This window comes from Nitrosomonas ureae, assembly GCF_900206265.1.
In the GTDB taxonomy this organism is placed as follows: domain Bacteria; phylum Pseudomonadota; class Gammaproteobacteria; order Burkholderiales; family Nitrosomonadaceae; genus Nitrosomonas; species Nitrosomonas ureae_C.
On the sequence record NZ_LT907782.1, the window covers coordinates 556931 to 573531 of the forward strand.

Below are 16601 nucleotides of genomic sequence, written 5' to 3' on the forward strand. Positions count from 1 at the left end.
GCATACTGATTTAATATTGCAATTTGTGGAGATGTAATATGGCACAAGAAGGCAAAGCGACTCTGAATTTGAATAACGGTAGCGACCCTATTGAGCTGCCGGTTTTATCCGGGACTATGGGTCCGGATGTGATTGATATTCGTAAGTTGCACGCACAGAGTGGCTTGTTTACTTATGATCCCGGTTTTTTGTCAACCGCCAGTAATAATTCCGCGATTACTTTTATTGATGGCGATAAAGGAATTTTGCTGTATCGTGGCTATCCGATTGAGCAATTGGCGCTGCATTGTGATTTTATCGATGTATGTTATCTGCTGTTGCAGGGTGAATTGCCAACATCTGAACAGAAAACGGAGTTTGATAGCAAAATAAAAACCCATTCGATGCTGCATGAGCAACTGGTACGGTTTTATAGCGGGTTTCGTCGCGATGCTCATCCCATGGCGGTGATGGTCGGAGTAGTCGGCGCTTTATCGGCATTTTATCACGACGCTTTGAATATTTCCGATCCGTTGCATCGCGAACAATCCGCATTACGGTTGATTGCAAAATTGCCGACGATTACTGCGATGGCATATAAGTACAACATTGGACAACCATTTGTTTATCCGCAAAATAACTTGAGCTATGCTGAGAATTTTTTGCACATGATGTTTTCTGTTCCGACAGAAAAATATGAGGCCAATCCGGTGATTGTGCGTGCATTGGACCGGATATTGATTCTGCATGCGGATCATGAGCAGAATGCTTCCACTTCGACTGTACGCTTAGCGGGATCTAGCGGCGCTAACCCATTTGCTTGTGTTTCTGCCGGTATTTCCTGCCTATGGGGACCGGCGCATGGTGGAGCAAACGAAGCTTGCTTGCATATGCTGGAGGAAATCGGGGATGTTTCGCGCATTGATGAATTTATTCAACGCGCAAAAAATAAAGAGGATAACTATCGGCTGATGGGTTTTGGTCATCGCGTCTATAAAAATATGGACCCGCGGGCAAAGCTGATGCGTGAAACTTGCCATGAAGTTTTGAATGAATTAGGTTTACAGAATGATCGTTTATTCAAACTTGCGCTGCAACTCGAAAAAATTGCATTGGAAGACGATTATTTCATTTCGCGTAAGCTCTATCCTAACGTTGATTTTTATTCCGGCATTGTGCAGCGCGCATTAGGTATTCCAACCAGTATGTTTACCGCGATTTTTGCGATGGCAAGAACAGTTGGCTGGGTAGCGCAATGGAGCGAGATGGTCTCAGATCCGGATTATAAAATCGGGCGCCCTCGTCAACTCTATACCGGTGCAGCCATGCGGGATATTGCCAGCTCGTTTTCTCAAAAATAGCCATCCTTGATAAAAGCTGCCATTTTATGAACAAGCCGTTGATGGAAGAAACTCTTTTGTCTGGAACTAACGCAAGTTTTATAGAAGCGGTTTATGAGGAATATTTGCATAACCCTAACTCTGTCGCATTGGTCTGGCGTGAATACTTCGATAAATGGGCCAGGCAGCCGGATTCTATTGCCGGTAAATCATCAGTGAACAGCGTTGCCATTGCTCCGGTCACAAAATCTTCCGGCTTAGAAATTCAAGCCGCGCTCCCGGAAGTGATGCCAATTGATTCTGATGACCGTAAGCAAGTGGCCGTACTGCAACTGATCAACATGTATCGAAGTCTCGGATTGAATCAAGCCAATCTTGATCCTCTCGGACTCAAACAACAATTGACCATCCCCGAATTAAATCCGGCGCATTTTGGGTTTACCGATGCGGATATGGATAAAGTATTTAATACCGGTTCATTAGTCGGGCCTGATCATGCTGCGTTACGTGAAATTTTGCAAATCCTGCGCGAGACATACTGCGGCTCGATTGGTGCCGAATATATGTATATTTCATCAGTCGAACAGAAACGCTGGATACAGGCTCGACTAGAAGGACAGCGTTCCAATCCGGATTTCTCCATTGAAGTCAAGCATCATATTCTTGAACGACTCACAGCGGCAGAGGGACTGGAGAATTATCTGCATACCCGCTATGTAGGGCAGAAGCGTTTTTCGGGAGAAGGTAATGAGAGCCTGATTCCACTGTTGGATAGCTTGATTCATCGTGCGGGGAAAGCGGGCATTCAGCAAATTGTAATGGGAATGGCGCACCGTGCTCGGCTCAATGTGCTGGTAAATACTCTGGGGAAAATGCCCGCCGATTTGTTTCGCGAATTTGAAGAAAAACAACCGCAACACTTGCCATCAGGCGATGTGAAATATCACCAGGGTTTTTCTTCCGCTATTAAAACATCAGAAGGTATTGTGCGCTTGGCATTGGCTTTTAATCCTTCGCATCTGGAAATTGTTAATCCGGTTGTCGAGGGCTCGGTGCGTGCCCGTCAACATCTATTAAACGATAAGCTGGGGGATCGCGTATTGCCTGTATTGATTCATGGCGATGCGGCGTTTGCTGGACAGGGTGTAGTAATGGAAACGTTGAACTTGTCTCAAACTCGCGGGTATGGCACTGGTGGGACGGTGCATATCATCATTAATAACCAGATCGGATTTACCACTTCAGATCCGCGTGATAGCCGTTCCACGTTGTACTGCACCGATGTCGTCAAAATGATTGAAGCGCCGATTTTTCATGTCAATGGTGATGATCCGGAAGCGGTCGTGATGGTGACTGAATTGGCGTTTGATTTCCGTATGCGGTTTCATAAGGATGTCGTGATCGATATGGTGTGTTTCCGTCGCCTCGGCCACAATGAGCAGGATGAGCCGATGGTGACGCAACCTAAAATGTACCGGATCATTAACCAGCACAACGGTACACGCAAGTGCTACGCCGATAAACTGATTGCCGAGGGCATAATCCGACCGGAAGAGGCGGATAATCTTATTAAATCTTATCGTGATGCGATGGATGAAGGTGTGAATCCTAATAAGGCTGTTTGTTATGATTATAAATCTCCGTATTCCATCAACTGGGAACCTTTTTTAAAACCATTTAAATGGAATAAGCGCATTAGAGCCGGTGTTGCGATACAAACGCTGAAACAGCTTGCCATAAGGTTGACGGATATTCCTGAAGGGTTCAAGCTGCATTCGCGCGTGGAAAAGATCATTGCGGATCGGAGCCTGATGGGTAAGGGTGAGTTGCCTCTGGATTGGGGAATGGCGGAGAACCTGGCTTACGCCACCCTGCTGAAGGAAGGGTATCCGGTAAGATTGTCCGGTCAGGATTCCGGTCGTGGTACATTCTTTCACCGTCACGCTGTATTGCATGATCAGGTAGCAGCGGATCAGAACGAACGTATTTATGTGCCATTACGACATCTTTATCCCGAGCAACCGGATTTTGTCGTGATTGATTCAATGCTATCGGAGGAGGCGGTGCTGGGGTTTGAGTATGGTTATGCAACGACGCAGCCCAATGAATTGATAATCTGGGAGGCGCAGTTTGGTGATTTTGCCAATGGCGCGCAGGTGGTAATCGATCAATTTATCGCCTCGGGTGAAGCTAAGTGGGGGCGAGTGTGTGGTTTGGTGATGATGTTGCCGCACGGCTATGAAGGACAGGGCCCCGAGCATTCTTCCGCTCGGTTGGAACGTTTCTTGCAGTTATGCGCGGACTATAATATTCAGGTTTGCATACCTTCAACGCCGGCACAAATGTATCATTTGCTTCGTCGGCAAATGATCAGACCGATACGCAAACCGTTGATCATCATGAGCCCCAAGAGTATGTTGCGTCATAAAGAATCGGTGTCGAGCCTGGATGAGCTGGCGCATGGATATTTTTACCCGGTTATTTCCGAAGCCGATAGCCTGGATCCAAGAACCATCAGGAGAATTATTGTTTGTAGTGGGAAAATATACTATGAATTATTGGCTTACCGTAAAGAACAACGCATCAAAGACATGGCAATTATTCGATTGGAACAATTATATCCATTCCCGCACGAGGAATTTCAAGCTGAGATTGATCGCTTTTGCAAGGCCAAGGAGGTCATTTGGTGTCAGGAAGAACCAGGCAACCAGGGAGCATGGCATCGCATTCAACATTATCTTCTGCGCCATATGCGATCCGATCAAGTGTTGGGTTATGCACTGCGTGCTTCTGCAGCCTCACCGGCCGTTGGTTATATGGCAAGGCATAAATTTACGCAGAATGAATTAATTGTGGCAGCATTCAGGGATAAAATATAAAAAGAGGGCACCATGTTAGTTGAAGTCAAAGTACCCGTGTTATCTGAATCTGTAGCTGATGCTACACTCATTTCCTGGCATAAAAAAACAGGAGATCAAGTCAATCGATCGGAAAACTTGATCGATATAGAAACCGACAAGGTCGTGCTGGAATTACCTGCTCCTAGTGCGGGTGTATTGACCAAAGTGCTGAAAAATGATGGGGCTACCGTTATCAGCGGTGAAGTGATTGCAATGATTGAAACCGAGGCTACTGGAGTTGCCGACGTTCAACCGCCTCAACCGGATAGTCAGTCGGTTACCGTCACTGAAAAAGAAACATCAATTGCTGCCGAGAAAAATACAGAAAATTCTGATATTGAAGATAGCAATCAAGCAATACCCATGTTGATGCCGGCGGCGCGTAAACTAGCGGAAGAAAACAATTTGAAAACTACGGAAACTTCTGCAATTAAAGGCAGTGGTTTGGGAGGGCGTATAATCAAGGAGGATGTGCAAGCCTATATGGACCGAAAATCCAGCACATCCCTAGAAATTGAATCCGAACCTGAAGCCACCATTACATCTAAGGCTGGGAGGCGTACTGAACGCAGAGTCACCATGTCACGGCTGCGGCAACGTATTGCGGAACGTTTAATAGAATCACAATCTACCGCAGCGATTTTGACCACCTTCAATGAAGTTAACATGCAGGCGATCATAGATTTGCGTACCCGCTATAGAGCTGAATTTGAGAAGGAATATGGCGTAAAACTGGGTTTTATGTCGTTCTTCATCAAAGCGGTTATTGCTGCGCTTAAGAAATATCCGGTTATCAACGCCTCGATCGAGGGCAATGAAATTATCTATCACGATTTCTACGATATCGGCATCGCTGTCGGCAGCCCACGGGGGCTGGTGGTACCGATCATCCGCGATGCAGATCGTTTGACACTGGCGGAAATTGAGTTGCAGATTGCTGATTTTGCCAAGCGTGCTCAGGATGGTAAATTGACCATTGAAGAACTTAGCGGCGGCACTTTTTCGATCACCAATGGTGGTGTGTTTGGCTCCATGCTATCAACGCCTATCATTAATCCGCCACAAAGCGCTATTCTTGGTATTCATGCCACAAAGGAAAGACCAGTGGTAGAGAATGGGCAAATTGTGATCCGCCCAATGAATTACCTCGCGTTGTCCTACGATCATCGAATTATCGACGGCAGGGAAGCGGTATTATCGCTGGTAGCAATGAAAGAGGCGTTGGAATATCCGATGAGTCCATTACTGGAAAAATAAACCGATTATTGTAATGGATTAATCGCGACACAGCGTTCACCGATCCAGCGGCCTGACGTTTCGGCTAATACATGCACCGGGTTGCCACCGATAGTGCTGTCGAATTCGGTATTTCCCGTAAAACTTTCCGGATTGGTAAAGCTACCTTGGGCAAAGCCACTTCCTTGAAAATGTTGATTGGAGCATGCCAGATCAAGCTGATAACGATTGCCCGTGCGGGAGGCATTTTGCACCGTGCAGCCGGATCGACCTTCATAAAAATAAGTGGGAATTTCCTGCTTTGCCATTTCCTCGGTAATACAAATCTTTGACGTGGCTGAGCCATTTTCGATTTCAGGTAATTTAAGCCCATAGCGGCGAGCAAGGGTGCTGAGTTGCTGCATTTGTTCTGATGGAATATGCGGTACCAACGCTAAAAGTTCGGAGCGAGTGGTAACCTCCCATAAGCCTGGACGAATGTGCTCATGTGCAAAACTAGGCACAATGAAGATAAGTGTTAACAAACTTGCAATAAGAATTATTCGCATGAAATGTCTGTAGTGGGTTTCTTGATATCAAAGTCCGGCAAAAGTTTCGTTAAATCGCGCCGATAAATAGCGGGTTTGATAATGAAAATTGATTTCGGTTTTTTATAACCTCCCAGAGTAAAAAGGAAATCTTAATTACTTGGTGCATGACGGCATATAAGTTGTGATCATATCTTTATAATAATTGATTATTTATATTCCTACTATCATCTGCTGTATATTTCAAACTTTCTTTGAGGTGTAGAACATATGGAATGGCAAGGCTGGTTTACGTTAGGGCTATGTATTGCGGTACTGGTAACACTCATTTCTACTCGAATTGGTCCTCATTTGATCATGATTGGAGCGTTGACGCTATTGAGTGCACTCGGAATTCTAAGCAGTTCCGATGCATTGAGTGGCTTTAGTAATTCTGGTCTGATTACGGTTGCTGGCATGTTTGTGGTAGCGACCGGCATGCATGCCTCCGGTGCGATTGATCTGCTTGTCAACACGTTATTGGGTAGGCCTGCGACTCCACGTGCAGCGCTAAATCGCATGTTTTGGCCGGTTGCATTTTTGAGCAGCTTTCTTAACAACACGCCAGTGGTTGCTACGATGATTCCGGCAATTTATAGTTGGTCGAGGAAGATCGGAATTTCACCTTCCAAACTAATGATCCCATTGAGTTATGCGGCAATTTTAGGTGGTACGGTAACGCTGATCGGAACCAGCACCAATCTGATTGTCAATGGACAATATCAGGCATTGACTGGTGAGCCTGGATTTTCTTTGTTTTCGATCACTGCAGTAGGAATACCCGTAGCGATAGCTGGTTTTTTATTTATGTGGTTATTTTTCCCTAAGCTATTGCCGGATCGCACTCAAGGTCAAGCTTTTTCCAATCTGCGGGAGTTTACACTGGAAGTTTCTATCGCACCTGACGGTCCTTTAGTTGGGAAAACGATCGAGCAAGCCGGACTAAGACATTTGCAACGTGTATATTTGATTGAAATTGAGCGCAACGGAATAGTACTGACTGTTGTTACCGCCGATGAAGTGCTTCAAGGGGGGGATCGGCTTGTATTCGCCGGCGATACCGATGCAATTTCTGATTTGTTGCGTATTAAGGGAATCGTACCATCCGCTGAGAAGGGGCAAACGCAAACATTTGCCGAACGGCATCCTGAGCGGCGCCTGGTAGAAGCAGTGGTATCACCCCATTGTACTGCGGTGGGATATGCCATCCGCGATGCGCGCTTCCGTGCTCGCTATGGTGCAGCGGTTCTGGCTGTGGCACGACATGGCGAACGTATCAAGGGTAATCTCGGTAGCATTATTTTGCAAGCAGGAGATACACTACTGCTGGAAGCCAGACCGGCCTTTGTCACTCGGCAACGCTATAACAAGGATTTTTTGCTGGTGAATGACCTGAACACAGAAGCGCCGCGTCATGAAAGGGCTTATATTGCCTGGATGATTTTATTGGGTGTGATCACAGCCGCCAGCTTTGAGATAATCACTATGCTCAATGCTGCATTAATTGGTGCCGGATTAATGATTATTAGCGGTTGTTGCACTGCCAATCAAGCGGAGAGAAGTCTCGATTTAAAGGTCATTATCACGATTGCGGCATCCTTTTCGCTAGGTATGGCACTGGAAAAAACCGGAGTTGCCAAATACCTTGCAGTAAACATCGTTGATCTGAGCGGAGGCACGCCGTGGCTGTTACTGATTTTGACATATATAACCATTTCGTTGTTAACTGAAGTCATTACCAATAATGCTGCAGCGCTTTTAATGTTGCCGATTGTGTTGGAGATCACCGAAAAAGCCGATTTGAACAATGTTCCTTTTGTATTTGCCATCATGATGGCAGCCTCCGCCAGCTTTGCGACACCTCTAGGATATCAAACCAATATGATGGTGTATGGGCCTGGCGAATATCGTTTTATTGACTTTCTCCAAGCGGGTATTCCAATGAATATCATTGCAGGCGTGGTCACTATCACGGTTTTATTGATTGGATGGCCGTTGACTAAATAATTGAGGTGAATCAATTAAAGAATGAAATAAAGCATATATTCTTTTTCTTTTCATTTGATTCTGATGAATGATTACCTTCTATCATAGTTGCAATTGATTAAATCACCGGAGAAAACTGTACATGTCATTAAAAAAATCAATTAATGAATTTGGAGATCATCTAGGTGATAAAGAATCTTTGTTAGAAAAGAATTACCCAAGAATTGCTGAGATAATCCAATTACACTGGGGATATAAAGAGATTTATCAATATATTAATAAATTGCTTGTGGTTGATAAGAATCGAGACCGACAAGGATTCCCAGTGCAGGTATTGCAGGAAATCTATAAATTACAAGAGATACATGAGAAGCTATTTCCTAACTTAAAAGCATTATCAAAGGGCTAATTGCAAGATGGCTCCTGAAGTTATAAACAAAAACTCAGTTTTTTACTTCCCTTTCTACTCATATCAAGCGCGATAGAGGATCTCCTAATGGTAGGCTTACTTTTCTTGTTGCACAGGATGAGATTTTTGCAAAAATACGCGATTTTTTATTTTGCCGATTCAAAATTGAGGGGGTGTCTTATTTTGAAACATCCTAAGGAAGAGAAAATTGGAAGTAAGCTTCTATTAATAAAATAGATTTATAAAATTAGATCGAAATTTAGGTTTGAAACAATTTGGAAAAAAACGCTACAAATGGCAGATAAAATGAAACAAAAATGCGACTAAAATGCGTCACTTTTGATAAAAAATGATTTTTTATGAATTCATATATATTGCGGACAATAGTTATAAGCTAGGCATGTTTTGAACATAGCGGCAACTATAGAGGAGGGCGCTATATCTTCCGTAAAGTGGGTAAACACTATGAAATCCACCTTACCAGCCTACCCGAATCCATCCAAGCTGAATATTGGCTTAAACACTACAAACCAGATAATTCCACATGAAATAAGTGAATTGGAAAATTAACGAATCAAAACCGAAAGGCATTATTCAGCAAGATTAATCACTTCTTTCACCATTTTTTCACTTACTTCCTTACCGGGATAAGCAAGGCGATAAAGAATTACAACTACCTGGGCTTTCTTTTGTGGTGACAATACTTGCTTGTTTTCATTAAGAACTATTTCTAACTGCTCAATAATCATTGAAATTATTGGGCATTCAAAATCTGGAGAGGACTCTCTATATACAGATTTTTCCCCAGTTATGATGTAATCAATATCTGCACCTATGCTATCAATGGCTACCAAATATTCAACGTTTGGCGAACCTTCTCCCTTTTCATATTTTACTTGCGTATTTCTATGAATTCCGCAGACCGAAGTCCACTGCTCTTGAGAGTGTCCGAGGCGTTCTCGTTCCGATCTTATCCTATCACCGATTTCCATTGCACATAATTATATTTATTTGTTGCAATAAGTGTGCATAATGCACATATATTGTTAAGTATTCGTTGGAATTGATAATGAAAGCACGAAAAACACTATCTTTGCAAGAAGCTAAGGAAAATCTTGATAGAAACGGGATGAGTATCCGTTCTTGGGCTTTGAAAAATAATTTTACTCCTTCGCTTGTTAACAACTTCTGAAAGGTAAAGTTAGCTGTCGCATCGGAATGTCTCACAAAATTGCTGTTTTGTTAGGTATTAAAGATGGTGAAATCATTGAAGATTAAGTTGCTACCTTTGCAGTTAAAGGTAGCAACATGGGTTGCAACCTGTTGACACCGGTCGAAAATTGACCAGAAAAGGCTAGTTGTAACGGTTGAAAATTGACCAGGTAATTTCCGTATCCTGCTTAAATTTTAGGCAGGAGAATTTAAGAGGTGATTACCATGGTTATGTATGCAAAGATACGACGGATGTTTTACCGTGAACATCTGTCAATTAATGAGATTCAACGAAGAACGAGTTTGTCGCGGAACACGGTCAAGAAGTGGTTGAAAGTGCCAAGCGACAGCGCGGTTAAATATCAAAGGGCGAAGAAGCCTGGCAAGTTGACACCGTTTGAATCCAGGTTAATGTTAGCGCTGGAAGCGGATGCGCGTCGTCCGAAGAAGGACCGGCGCACGGCGTTGATGTTGTTCAAAGAGATATTGAACGAGGGTTATACAGGCGGTTATACGATTGTATGTGACTTTGTTCGCAACTGGCGCAATCGAGGGAATCAGAGTAAAGCGGCGTATGTGCCGCTGAAGTTTGCGCTGGGTGAAGCATTCCAGTTTGACTGGAGCGAAGAATGGCTGGTGATCGGCGGCATCCACCGCAAGGTACTGGCAGCCCATACCAAGCTATGCGCCAGCCGTACTTTCATGTTGTCGGCTTATCCGTCACAAAGTCACGAAATGCTGTTTGATGCGCATACCCGGGCATTCACTACTTTTGGTGGTGTGCCGAAACGCGGCATTTACGACAACATGAAGACCGCCGTGGACAAGGTGTCTAAGGGCAATGGACGTGTGGTGAATACGCGCTTCTTTGCGATGACGGCACATTACCTGTTCGATCCTGATTTCTGCAATGTGGCTTCCGGCTGGGAAAAGGGTGTTGTCGAGAAGAATGTTCAGGATATGCGCCGCCGCATATGGAATGAAGCCAAGCAACAACAGTTTGGCTCATTCGATGACTTAAACAGATGGCTTGGAACGCGCTGTCGCGGACTGTGGTCTGAAATCGAGCATCCGGATTATGCGGGCATTACCCTTGCCGATGCACTGGAACAAGAACAACTGTACCTGATGCCGATGCCAGCACCGTTCGATGGCTATATCGAAGTATTGGCGCGGGTATCCAGCACGTGTCTGGTTACATTACTGCGCAACCGGTATTCCGTTCCCTGTCGTCTGGTCAATCAGGTGGTGGCCGTTCATCAGTATGCCGACCGTATCGAGATCGTCCATGACAATGCCGTAGCAGCCTGTCATAGTCGTCTGATGGATAGCGACCAGGTCAGCTATAACTGGCAGCACTATATCCCGGTCATTGAGAAGAAACCGGGGGCCTTGCGCAACGGTGCGCCATTCGCCGAACTACCGGCACCTTTGCTGCAACTGCAGATTGCACTGAGGCGCAGAGAACGTCAGCAGGCCGATCGAATCATGGCAAAAGTGCTCAGCCTGGTGCCGACGCATGGGCTGGAAGCTGTGCTGGTCGCTGTTGAACTGGTGCTGGAATCCGGCGTGCCCAGTGCCGAGCATGTTGCCAATGTATTGGCACGGCTGAAATACACCGACGTACCAGCGTCAGTGGAAACAACACTGAAACTCAATGAAGAACCGCAGGCCGATACGGCGCGCTATGATCGTTTGAACACCAAAGAGGTGCCGCATGTCTGACATACTTGCGCAATTCAAAGCGCTGAAATTATATGGCATGGCCAGCTCCTATGCTGAACTGAGGCAACAGAATACGCCCGATGTCGCTGACAGTTTTAATTTCGCAGACACACTGCTAAACCAGTTACTCCAGGCTGAAACAACCGAGCGCAACCTCCGTTCCATTCGCTATCAGACACAAGCTGCCAGATTCCCGGTGCAGCGCCACTTACAGGGCTTCGACTTCAGTCAGTCCAAAGTCGATCAGCAACTGATTCATCAGCTGGCTACAATGGAATTTACAGCCGCTGCACAGAACCTGGTGTTGGTCGGCGGCACCGGTACTGGCAAAACACACCTGGCCATTGCCATCGGCACTTCAGGCATCCAGCATCACAATAAAAAGGTACGCTTCTTCAGCGCCATCGATCTGGCCAATAGTCTGGAACAAGAAAAATCAGCGGGCAAACAAGGCAGGCTTGCCTTGCGGCTGTTGCAGATCGACCTGGTCATTCTCGACGAACTGGGCTATCTGCCATTCTCACAAGCCGGTGGCGCACTATTGTTTCATCTACTCTCCAGGTTGTATGAACGTACCAGTATCATTATCACCACCAACCTCGCATTCGCAGAATGGAGCATCGTATTCATCGACGCCAAAATGACTACAGCGCTGCTGGATCGACTCACACACCATTGCCACATCATCGAAACCGGCAACGAGTCTTTCCGCTACAAACAAAGTACAGCCAATGCAAAGATCAGAATACAGCAGCGGGAAAAAGAAAAATATTCTCCAGAAGAAAATCTGGTCGATTCGTAGTCAATTACAACAAACTAAAACATCAACAGGAGGCAAATTACCAATCCAGTCTGGTCGACTTATCCACAGATGCGTAGTATCCTGCGCTCTATTTTCCCCTGGTCAAATTTCAACCGTAATGGGTGGTCAATTTTAAACCGGTATCAACACGTTAGGAGTGATTTCAGATTTCCTGGGCATTGATAGAAAAAAAGTATTAACCTAAACTAAATAATCCATCGTTATCATTGGTTTCAAAGGATTTCAGTTATGGTTAATGACATCGTATGCAATTATTGACGGTGCATCAGAAGATTGGTTTTTTGTTACTTATTTTTAATACATTTATACATTATTTGGCACTGATTTACCGCAGAAGTAGATTTAAATCTATTTCAAATCATTTGTCCCGATGTTTCAAAATAATTGTCCGCTGTCAACTCTGAAAGAAAATCGGACTTCCGGCGTAATTTTTTTCTTCGATTTAACATAATACAAATTATACGCAATAGGAAGATGCAAGAAATTTAGGAGGAAATCCGATCTTTTATCATATTGGTTAGGTAAGCTTGTAAACGCTTTTCAGCATGGACATTGACAGCGGACAATTAATTTGAAACATCGGGACAAATAATTTGAAACGAGCTAAAAGCAATTTTTATATTGATTAGTGCCAAATAACGCGAAAATTTAACGCTCAGCAGAAATAAAACAATTAATTAGCTTTTAAGGATCTTTCGGCATTCTGTAATTAAGCATGGTAAATCGCAATTTAAATCAATTCCGCTAGGGTTATTTAAAAATTTCAAAAAATCCCTTAGCAAAGATTTAAGCTCACCTGCATGTGTGGAATTAGCATCGCAGCTTTTGTCCTGTACTGTGGAATTGCGTCCACAGCATCTTGACAAGCTGAATGAATGGAGACAACGCGGACGCATGTCCGCGTGAAGAAACTAAATTTGCAATCAAGCCGGTTAAATTGCTGGGTGGGAGGCCGGACGTCCCTCCATCAACGAATCAACGAAACGTCTCTGTGGACTCCGAAATTTCCACAGCTCACCCATTAAAACTTATTTTATACTCTACTTTAAATAACCTCCATTTTTATTTAAAGGATTAGCGCATTCAGTTTTTTCTTTACAGATCAATCCCGCTCGTTGACTGTTTTCATGCCGTTGACCTTATCGCATTGATGCACCAAATTATTGATCGCGCCGATCATGAATTTCTGCAAAACGTCGGGTTGAAACACCATTTTGTTGTTTAGTTTGTCGAGTATTTTTTCTTCGGTGGTCAAGAACTCTTCTGGCAATATCGGTTTGAACCGTAAACCGCCATCATAATCGAACCAGACCAGCCAGCGGCTGCCTTTCAGAGTTTCCATCATTTCATGATCAATCTGAATGTTGGAAGAAGGTTTCGCTTTAGTGGACATGATTGCCTCCGCTTGCTTTGGTAAATTTGATCGATTTATTGCACACGGATTGCCGATTCGCTTCTCTGCCGATTGGGTAATCCAATCGGGATGAGGTAGGGATAATGATTTGTTGCATGGTATTACTCCTGTATTAGCGTTTAAACTTCCCGCCACTCTGACGCCAATCAGGGAGGCGGAACTGTGCAAGTTGGCGTACCGGATACAGGAACCGGCGAGCATGAAGCTCCCTACACAGCTCGCCCAAAAATAGGCTTGTGTATAACGGACAATAAAATAGCCGCTTTAGCGGCTTATCCGCCTGTATACGGGACGCCAATCCCGGCGCGGTATTGACCGCGGCTTTTATCACTTTAACGCGCTATAGCTAGTGCGTCAAAGTAGATTCTTGAATTCTGCGTTAAAAAAGCTGCAAACGCTCACTATCACGTTAACTTTCTATTCCTTTTTATTTTCATCAAAAATTAACGCGTATTTAATGGTGTTTCTGTATGTGCTGTTAACATTCTCTCATGCCCTACTGCATCGAGATTTTTGGAATCAACAACACCCTTTTTTTGCCTGGCCAGGAGGGCAATGATATCCAGGATTTACATTACCTGGATAAACTGGATAAGCATTACGCGGGTAATTATTATATTGGCTTCCAACTGGAGCATTATGCCGCTGACCTTGATCTGTAGTGATTGCAGTTCCTACCGACGCTCCCAGTGCTCCACCAACAATTGCACCGTTACGACCCCCAAGTTCATTTCCCAGTGCAGCTCCAGCGGCTCCACCAAGCGCTCCGCCGACTGCTGCATCAAGTGTGGAGTTTGCACTTACTTCCATAGCAACCAATATCAATATTAGTGAAAAATATTTTAAATCCATGGAATGTTCCCTTTTGAATATAGATTAATATTAATTCACCAACGCTATTTGCCGCCAAAACTTGAGAGCACATCAGCACTCATTAATTTTTCTCTTTTTATATTTCAGCCATTTTTCCAGCCCGACAATGACATCCGAGATCTTTTTCCGGATCAGAAAGCGTGGATTTTCCAACATACATCGGCTTTACGTCCGTTTGATTCCCATAATTTATGAACCCGAAGCGTTGTATAATCGCGCTTGAGGTGCGGCAAGCTTTCTTTTAACGCTGTTATGCCTTTACGTAACAGTATTTTTTCATTTTCAGACACGTCGGTTTCCCAACGTCTCAGGAACGTCCTGCAACTGGGTAATTCACCCCAGCCATTTTTTACAGCAGCTTTGACAGTTTCACGATAGATGACCGTATCAGGTTCGGACAGTTGGCCATACTCTTTACGGAAAAAGAACTATGCATCAGGATGAATTTCCATGCGGGAACGGCCTTGATAATCGGGTGCCAGAATGACTTCCCAATATTGGCGCGGATGTTTTTCTACTCGCTTCAACCAACCGCCATGAAGTAGCTTTAGAAACACCTTGGTAGCGTGATTTAATGATTTCTAATGCTCTTTTCTGCTTAAAGCCACCTTCCAGTAATTTTAAATACTCATCCAGAATATAAACCCTTCGCTGTGCTTCTTCTTTAATTCCAGCGGCTTTACGGCTGTATTGATCAGCTATTGCTTCGTACACATCTAGATCAAATGGTTGATTCTCTTGATCTTGTTTGAGTGATGATAGTATGGAATTAGTTGGTTTATGGTGTTTAATCCAGTATTCGGCTTGTATTGGCTCCGGTAGACTGATTAGCAGTATTTCATAACGCTTTCCTATCTTGCGGAAGATATAACGCCCTCCTCTATAATTGCCTTCTCGTTTCGCACACGCTTCGCGAATTGTTGCTACATTTAACCCATTCAGATAAGAAACTTCAGTAATAGTCAGCTAAATCTCACCAGCAAAACCCGCGATATTATTTTTAGCCAAAATCCTGATATTTTTATCTTTACTCATTGTTCTATTTATATTTTGTTGTCAACCGCTGGTATTGATGTATCCCGCGCATAACCCGCGATAATTTGATATAGTTATCGCAGGTTTTTTACTCGACAATTTCCCCATCCTTAATACCTAAAGTAACTGCAATTTTGTGACCAACTCCCCGAGTACCTGCATTAGTTCCATTTAAGACTTAGAAAACTGTGACAGGAGAAAAACCGTTATTTTTTGCCCAGCTAGCCATGCTGATACCTTTACGAAAAAAATCCTCGCGTACTTGTTGCGGTGTGCGAATGTTTTGTGTTTTCATGAGCACCTCATTACTAAAATAAATACAAACGGTTCCATACGGAACCATGTCAAGGAATTTTTATGAATATTGGCGAACGGCTTGTACAGGAAAGAAAAAGGCTCGGGCTAAGTCAGACCGCTTTCGCTAAGCAAATTGGAGTATCACTTAGTAGTCAGAAGCGCTACGAATTGGGAGAAAGAGAGCCTAATATCGGTTACTTAGAACGTGCAATGCGCTTAGGTATGGATATTAGCTACATCCTGACCGACATCAGGCGCGAGCAAGATCATCTTAAGGAATTGGGTATAGATGAATTCCATGGGGCGCGTATTTTTGATGCAATAGCTAATTACTTAAATTTACTAAAGATGATTTGTCAGCAGTGATTCAATCTGTTGATACAGCGATGGAACATGATTTGTATAATAGAAATCTTCCGCCAGATGATAGCGTGTTTGCGAGCGAAGAATTTTTCTTAATTGCTGCTTCTGAATTATTGAATAAAAATTACAGACTAAAGAATTTGAAAATACTAATGATAAAGTCGACTTTAAAATACTTCATGAAATTATTGAGAACCTGGAATTAATTCAACAAAATAATAACCTCATCCTTACACCTTACAAGAAAGCCCGCGCCGTTGTGATGCTTTATCGTTCATTTAAAGCCAGCGGTAAGATTGATCCTAATATGATTGAAGATATTGTCGCTATATCAGGGAAATCTTTAGATAACTCTAAGAATAATAATACGTTTTAATAGCGACTTATGAATAATTTCGCACTAAAGGATGCTATTTCGTAATACTTGATAGCACACCTACTTT

General features: G+C 43.8%; 16 protein-coding genes. 9 read left to right on the top strand and 7 right to left on the bottom strand.

Annotated elements, in window-relative coordinates; all coding sequences use genetic code 11:
• Positions 1-38 precede the first annotated feature (38 nt).
• The 3 genes from gltA to odhB are packed head-to-tail and all read left to right on the top strand — an operon-like array spanning position 39 to position 5476.
• Entirely contained in the window at positions 39-1340 is a 1302-nt protein-coding gene (gltA, locus tag CPG39_RS02400) for a citrate synthase (RefSeq protein ID WP_096291873.1), read from the top strand.
• Between the two features lie 26 nt (positions 1341-1366).
• A complete protein-coding gene (locus CPG39_RS02405) occupies positions 1367-4198 on the top strand; it encodes a 2-oxoglutarate dehydrogenase E1 component (protein ID WP_096291874.1) in 2832 nt (943 codons plus the stop codon).
• A 12-nt stretch (positions 4199-4210) separates the two neighbouring features.
• The gene (odhB, locus tag CPG39_RS02410) at positions 4211-5476 is read left to right on the top strand and encodes a 2-oxoglutarate dehydrogenase complex dihydrolipoyllysine-residue succinyltransferase (RefSeq protein WP_096291875.1); all 1266 of its coding nucleotides are present in this window, start codon (positions 4211-4213) and stop codon (positions 5474-5476) included.
• Positions 5477-5481: 5 nt separating this feature from the next.
• On the opposite strand, the gene CPG39_RS02415 is transcribed toward odhB, so the two are convergent.
• Entirely contained in the window at positions 5482-6003 is a 522-nt protein-coding gene (locus tag CPG39_RS02415) for a DUF3617 domain-containing protein (RefSeq protein ID WP_096291876.1), read from the bottom strand.
• Between the two features lie 249 nt (positions 6004-6252).
• On the opposite strand from CPG39_RS02415, the gene CPG39_RS02420 reads away from it, so the two are divergent.
• Positions 6253-8028, top strand: a complete 1776-nt coding sequence (locus CPG39_RS02420) for an SLC13 family permease (RefSeq protein ID WP_096291877.1) — start codon at positions 6253-6255, stop codon at positions 8026-8028.
• Positions 8029-8149: 121 nt separating this feature from the next.
• The gene (locus tag CPG39_RS02425) at positions 8150-8416 is read left to right on the top strand and encodes a hypothetical protein (RefSeq protein WP_096291878.1); all 267 of its coding nucleotides are present in this window, start codon (positions 8150-8152) and stop codon (positions 8414-8416) included.
• Positions 8417-9006: 590 nt separating this feature from the next.
• Here the strand turns inward: CPG39_RS02425 and CPG39_RS02430 are convergent.
• Complete coding sequence (locus tag CPG39_RS02430) at positions 9007-9408, bottom strand: helix-turn-helix domain-containing protein (protein ID WP_096291879.1); 402 nt, start codon at positions 9406-9408, stop codon at positions 9007-9009.
• Positions 9409-9485: 77 nt separating this feature from the next.
• Between CPG39_RS02430 and CPG39_RS14850 the strand changes: the two genes are divergently transcribed.
• From CPG39_RS14850 to istB, 3 genes are all read left to right on the top strand, one after another.
• Positions 9486-9608, top strand: a complete 123-nt coding sequence (locus tag CPG39_RS14850; RefSeq protein WP_269457640.1) for a hypothetical protein — start codon at positions 9486-9488, stop codon at positions 9606-9608.
• A 245-nt stretch (positions 9609-9853) separates the two neighbouring features.
• On the top strand, positions 9854-11353 hold the full coding sequence (istA, locus tag CPG39_RS02435; RefSeq protein WP_197702908.1) for an IS21 family transposase: 1500 nt from the start codon (positions 9854-9856) through the stop codon (positions 11351-11353).
• Complete coding sequence (gene istB, locus CPG39_RS02440; RefSeq protein ID WP_096291694.1) at positions 11346-12155, top strand: IS21-like element helper ATPase IstB; 810 nt, start codon at positions 11346-11348, stop codon at positions 12153-12155. Before istA ends, istB begins: the two co-directional genes overlap by 8 nt.
• 1123 nt (positions 12156-13278) lie before the next feature.
• Here the strand turns inward: istB and CPG39_RS02445 are convergent.
• From CPG39_RS02445 to CPG39_RS14565, 5 genes are all read right to left on the bottom strand, one after another.
• The gene (locus CPG39_RS02445) at positions 13279-13569 is read right to left on the bottom strand and encodes a hypothetical protein (protein WP_096291881.1); all 291 of its coding nucleotides are present in this window, start codon (positions 13567-13569) and stop codon (positions 13279-13281) included.
• Positions 13570-14109: 540 nt separating this feature from the next.
• Positions 14110-14442, bottom strand: a complete 333-nt coding sequence (locus tag CPG39_RS02450; RefSeq protein ID WP_096291882.1) for a hypothetical protein — start codon at positions 14440-14442, stop codon at positions 14110-14112.
• Between the two features lie 152 nt (positions 14443-14594).
• Positions 14595-14864: a DNA-binding domain-containing protein gene (locus CPG39_RS02455; protein WP_096291883.1), complete on the bottom strand. Its 270-nt coding sequence runs from the start codon at positions 14862-14864 to the stop codon at positions 14595-14597.
• Between the two features lie 34 nt (positions 14865-14898).
• A complete protein-coding gene (locus CPG39_RS02460) occupies positions 14899-15177 on the bottom strand; it encodes a hypothetical protein (RefSeq protein WP_096291884.1) in 279 nt (92 codons plus the stop codon).
• A 499-nt stretch (positions 15178-15676) separates the two neighbouring features.
• Positions 15677-15793: a hypothetical protein gene (locus CPG39_RS14565; RefSeq protein WP_197702894.1), complete on the bottom strand. Its 117-nt coding sequence runs from the start codon at positions 15791-15793 to the stop codon at positions 15677-15679.
• A gap of 62 nt (positions 15794-15855) precedes the next feature.
• Between CPG39_RS14565 and CPG39_RS02470 the strand changes: the two genes are divergently transcribed.
• On the top strand, positions 15856-16161 hold the full coding sequence (locus CPG39_RS02470; RefSeq protein WP_096291885.1) for a helix-turn-helix domain-containing protein: 306 nt from the start codon (positions 15856-15858) through the stop codon (positions 16159-16161).
• Positions 16162-16601: the final 440 nt, after the last annotated feature.

Excerpts from the sequence above, each read along its gene's own strand:
- gltA (WP_096291873.1), top strand. The coding sequence starts at position 39 with ATGGCACAAGAAGGCAAAGCGACTCTGAATTTGAATAACGGTAGCGAC.
- CPG39_RS02405 (WP_096291874.1), top strand. The coding sequence starts at position 1,367 with ATGAACAAGCCGTTGATGGAAGAAACTCTTTTGTCTGGAACTAACGCA.
- odhB (WP_096291875.1), top strand. The coding sequence starts at position 4,211 with ATGTTAGTTGAAGTCAAAGTACCCGTGTTATCTGAATCTGTAGCTGAT.
- CPG39_RS02415 (WP_096291876.1), bottom strand. The coding sequence starts at position 6,003 with ATGCGAATAATTCTTATTGCAAGTTTGTTAACACTTATCTTCATTGTG.
- CPG39_RS02420 (WP_096291877.1), top strand. The coding sequence starts at position 6,253 with ATGGAATGGCAAGGCTGGTTTACGTTAGGGCTATGTATTGCGGTACTG.
- CPG39_RS02425 (WP_096291878.1), top strand. The coding sequence starts at position 8,150 with ATGTCATTAAAAAAATCAATTAATGAATTTGGAGATCATCTAGGTGAT.
- CPG39_RS02430 (WP_096291879.1), bottom strand. The coding sequence starts at position 9,408 with ATGGAAATCGGTGATAGGATAAGATCGGAACGAGAACGCCTCGGACAC.
- CPG39_RS14850 (WP_269457640.1), top strand. The coding sequence starts at position 9,486 with ATGAAAGCACGAAAAACACTATCTTTGCAAGAAGCTAAGGAAAATCTT.
- istA (WP_197702908.1), top strand. The coding sequence starts at position 9,854 with ATGGTTATGTATGCAAAGATACGACGGATGTTTTACCGTGAACATCTG.
- istB (WP_096291694.1), top strand. The coding sequence starts at position 11,346 with ATGTCTGACATACTTGCGCAATTCAAAGCGCTGAAATTATATGGCATG.
- CPG39_RS02445 (WP_096291881.1), bottom strand. The coding sequence starts at position 13,569 with ATGTCCACTAAAGCGAAACCTTCTTCCAACATTCAGATTGATCATGAA.
- CPG39_RS02450 (WP_096291882.1), bottom strand. The coding sequence starts at position 14,442 with ATGGATTTAAAATATTTTTCACTAATATTGATATTGGTTGCTATGGAA.
- CPG39_RS14565 (WP_197702894.1), bottom strand. The coding sequence starts at position 15,793 with ATGAAAACACAAAACATTCGCACACCGCAACAAGTACGCGAGGATTTT.
- CPG39_RS02470 (WP_096291885.1), top strand. The coding sequence starts at position 15,856 with ATGAATATTGGCGAACGGCTTGTACAGGAAAGAAAAAGGCTCGGGCTA.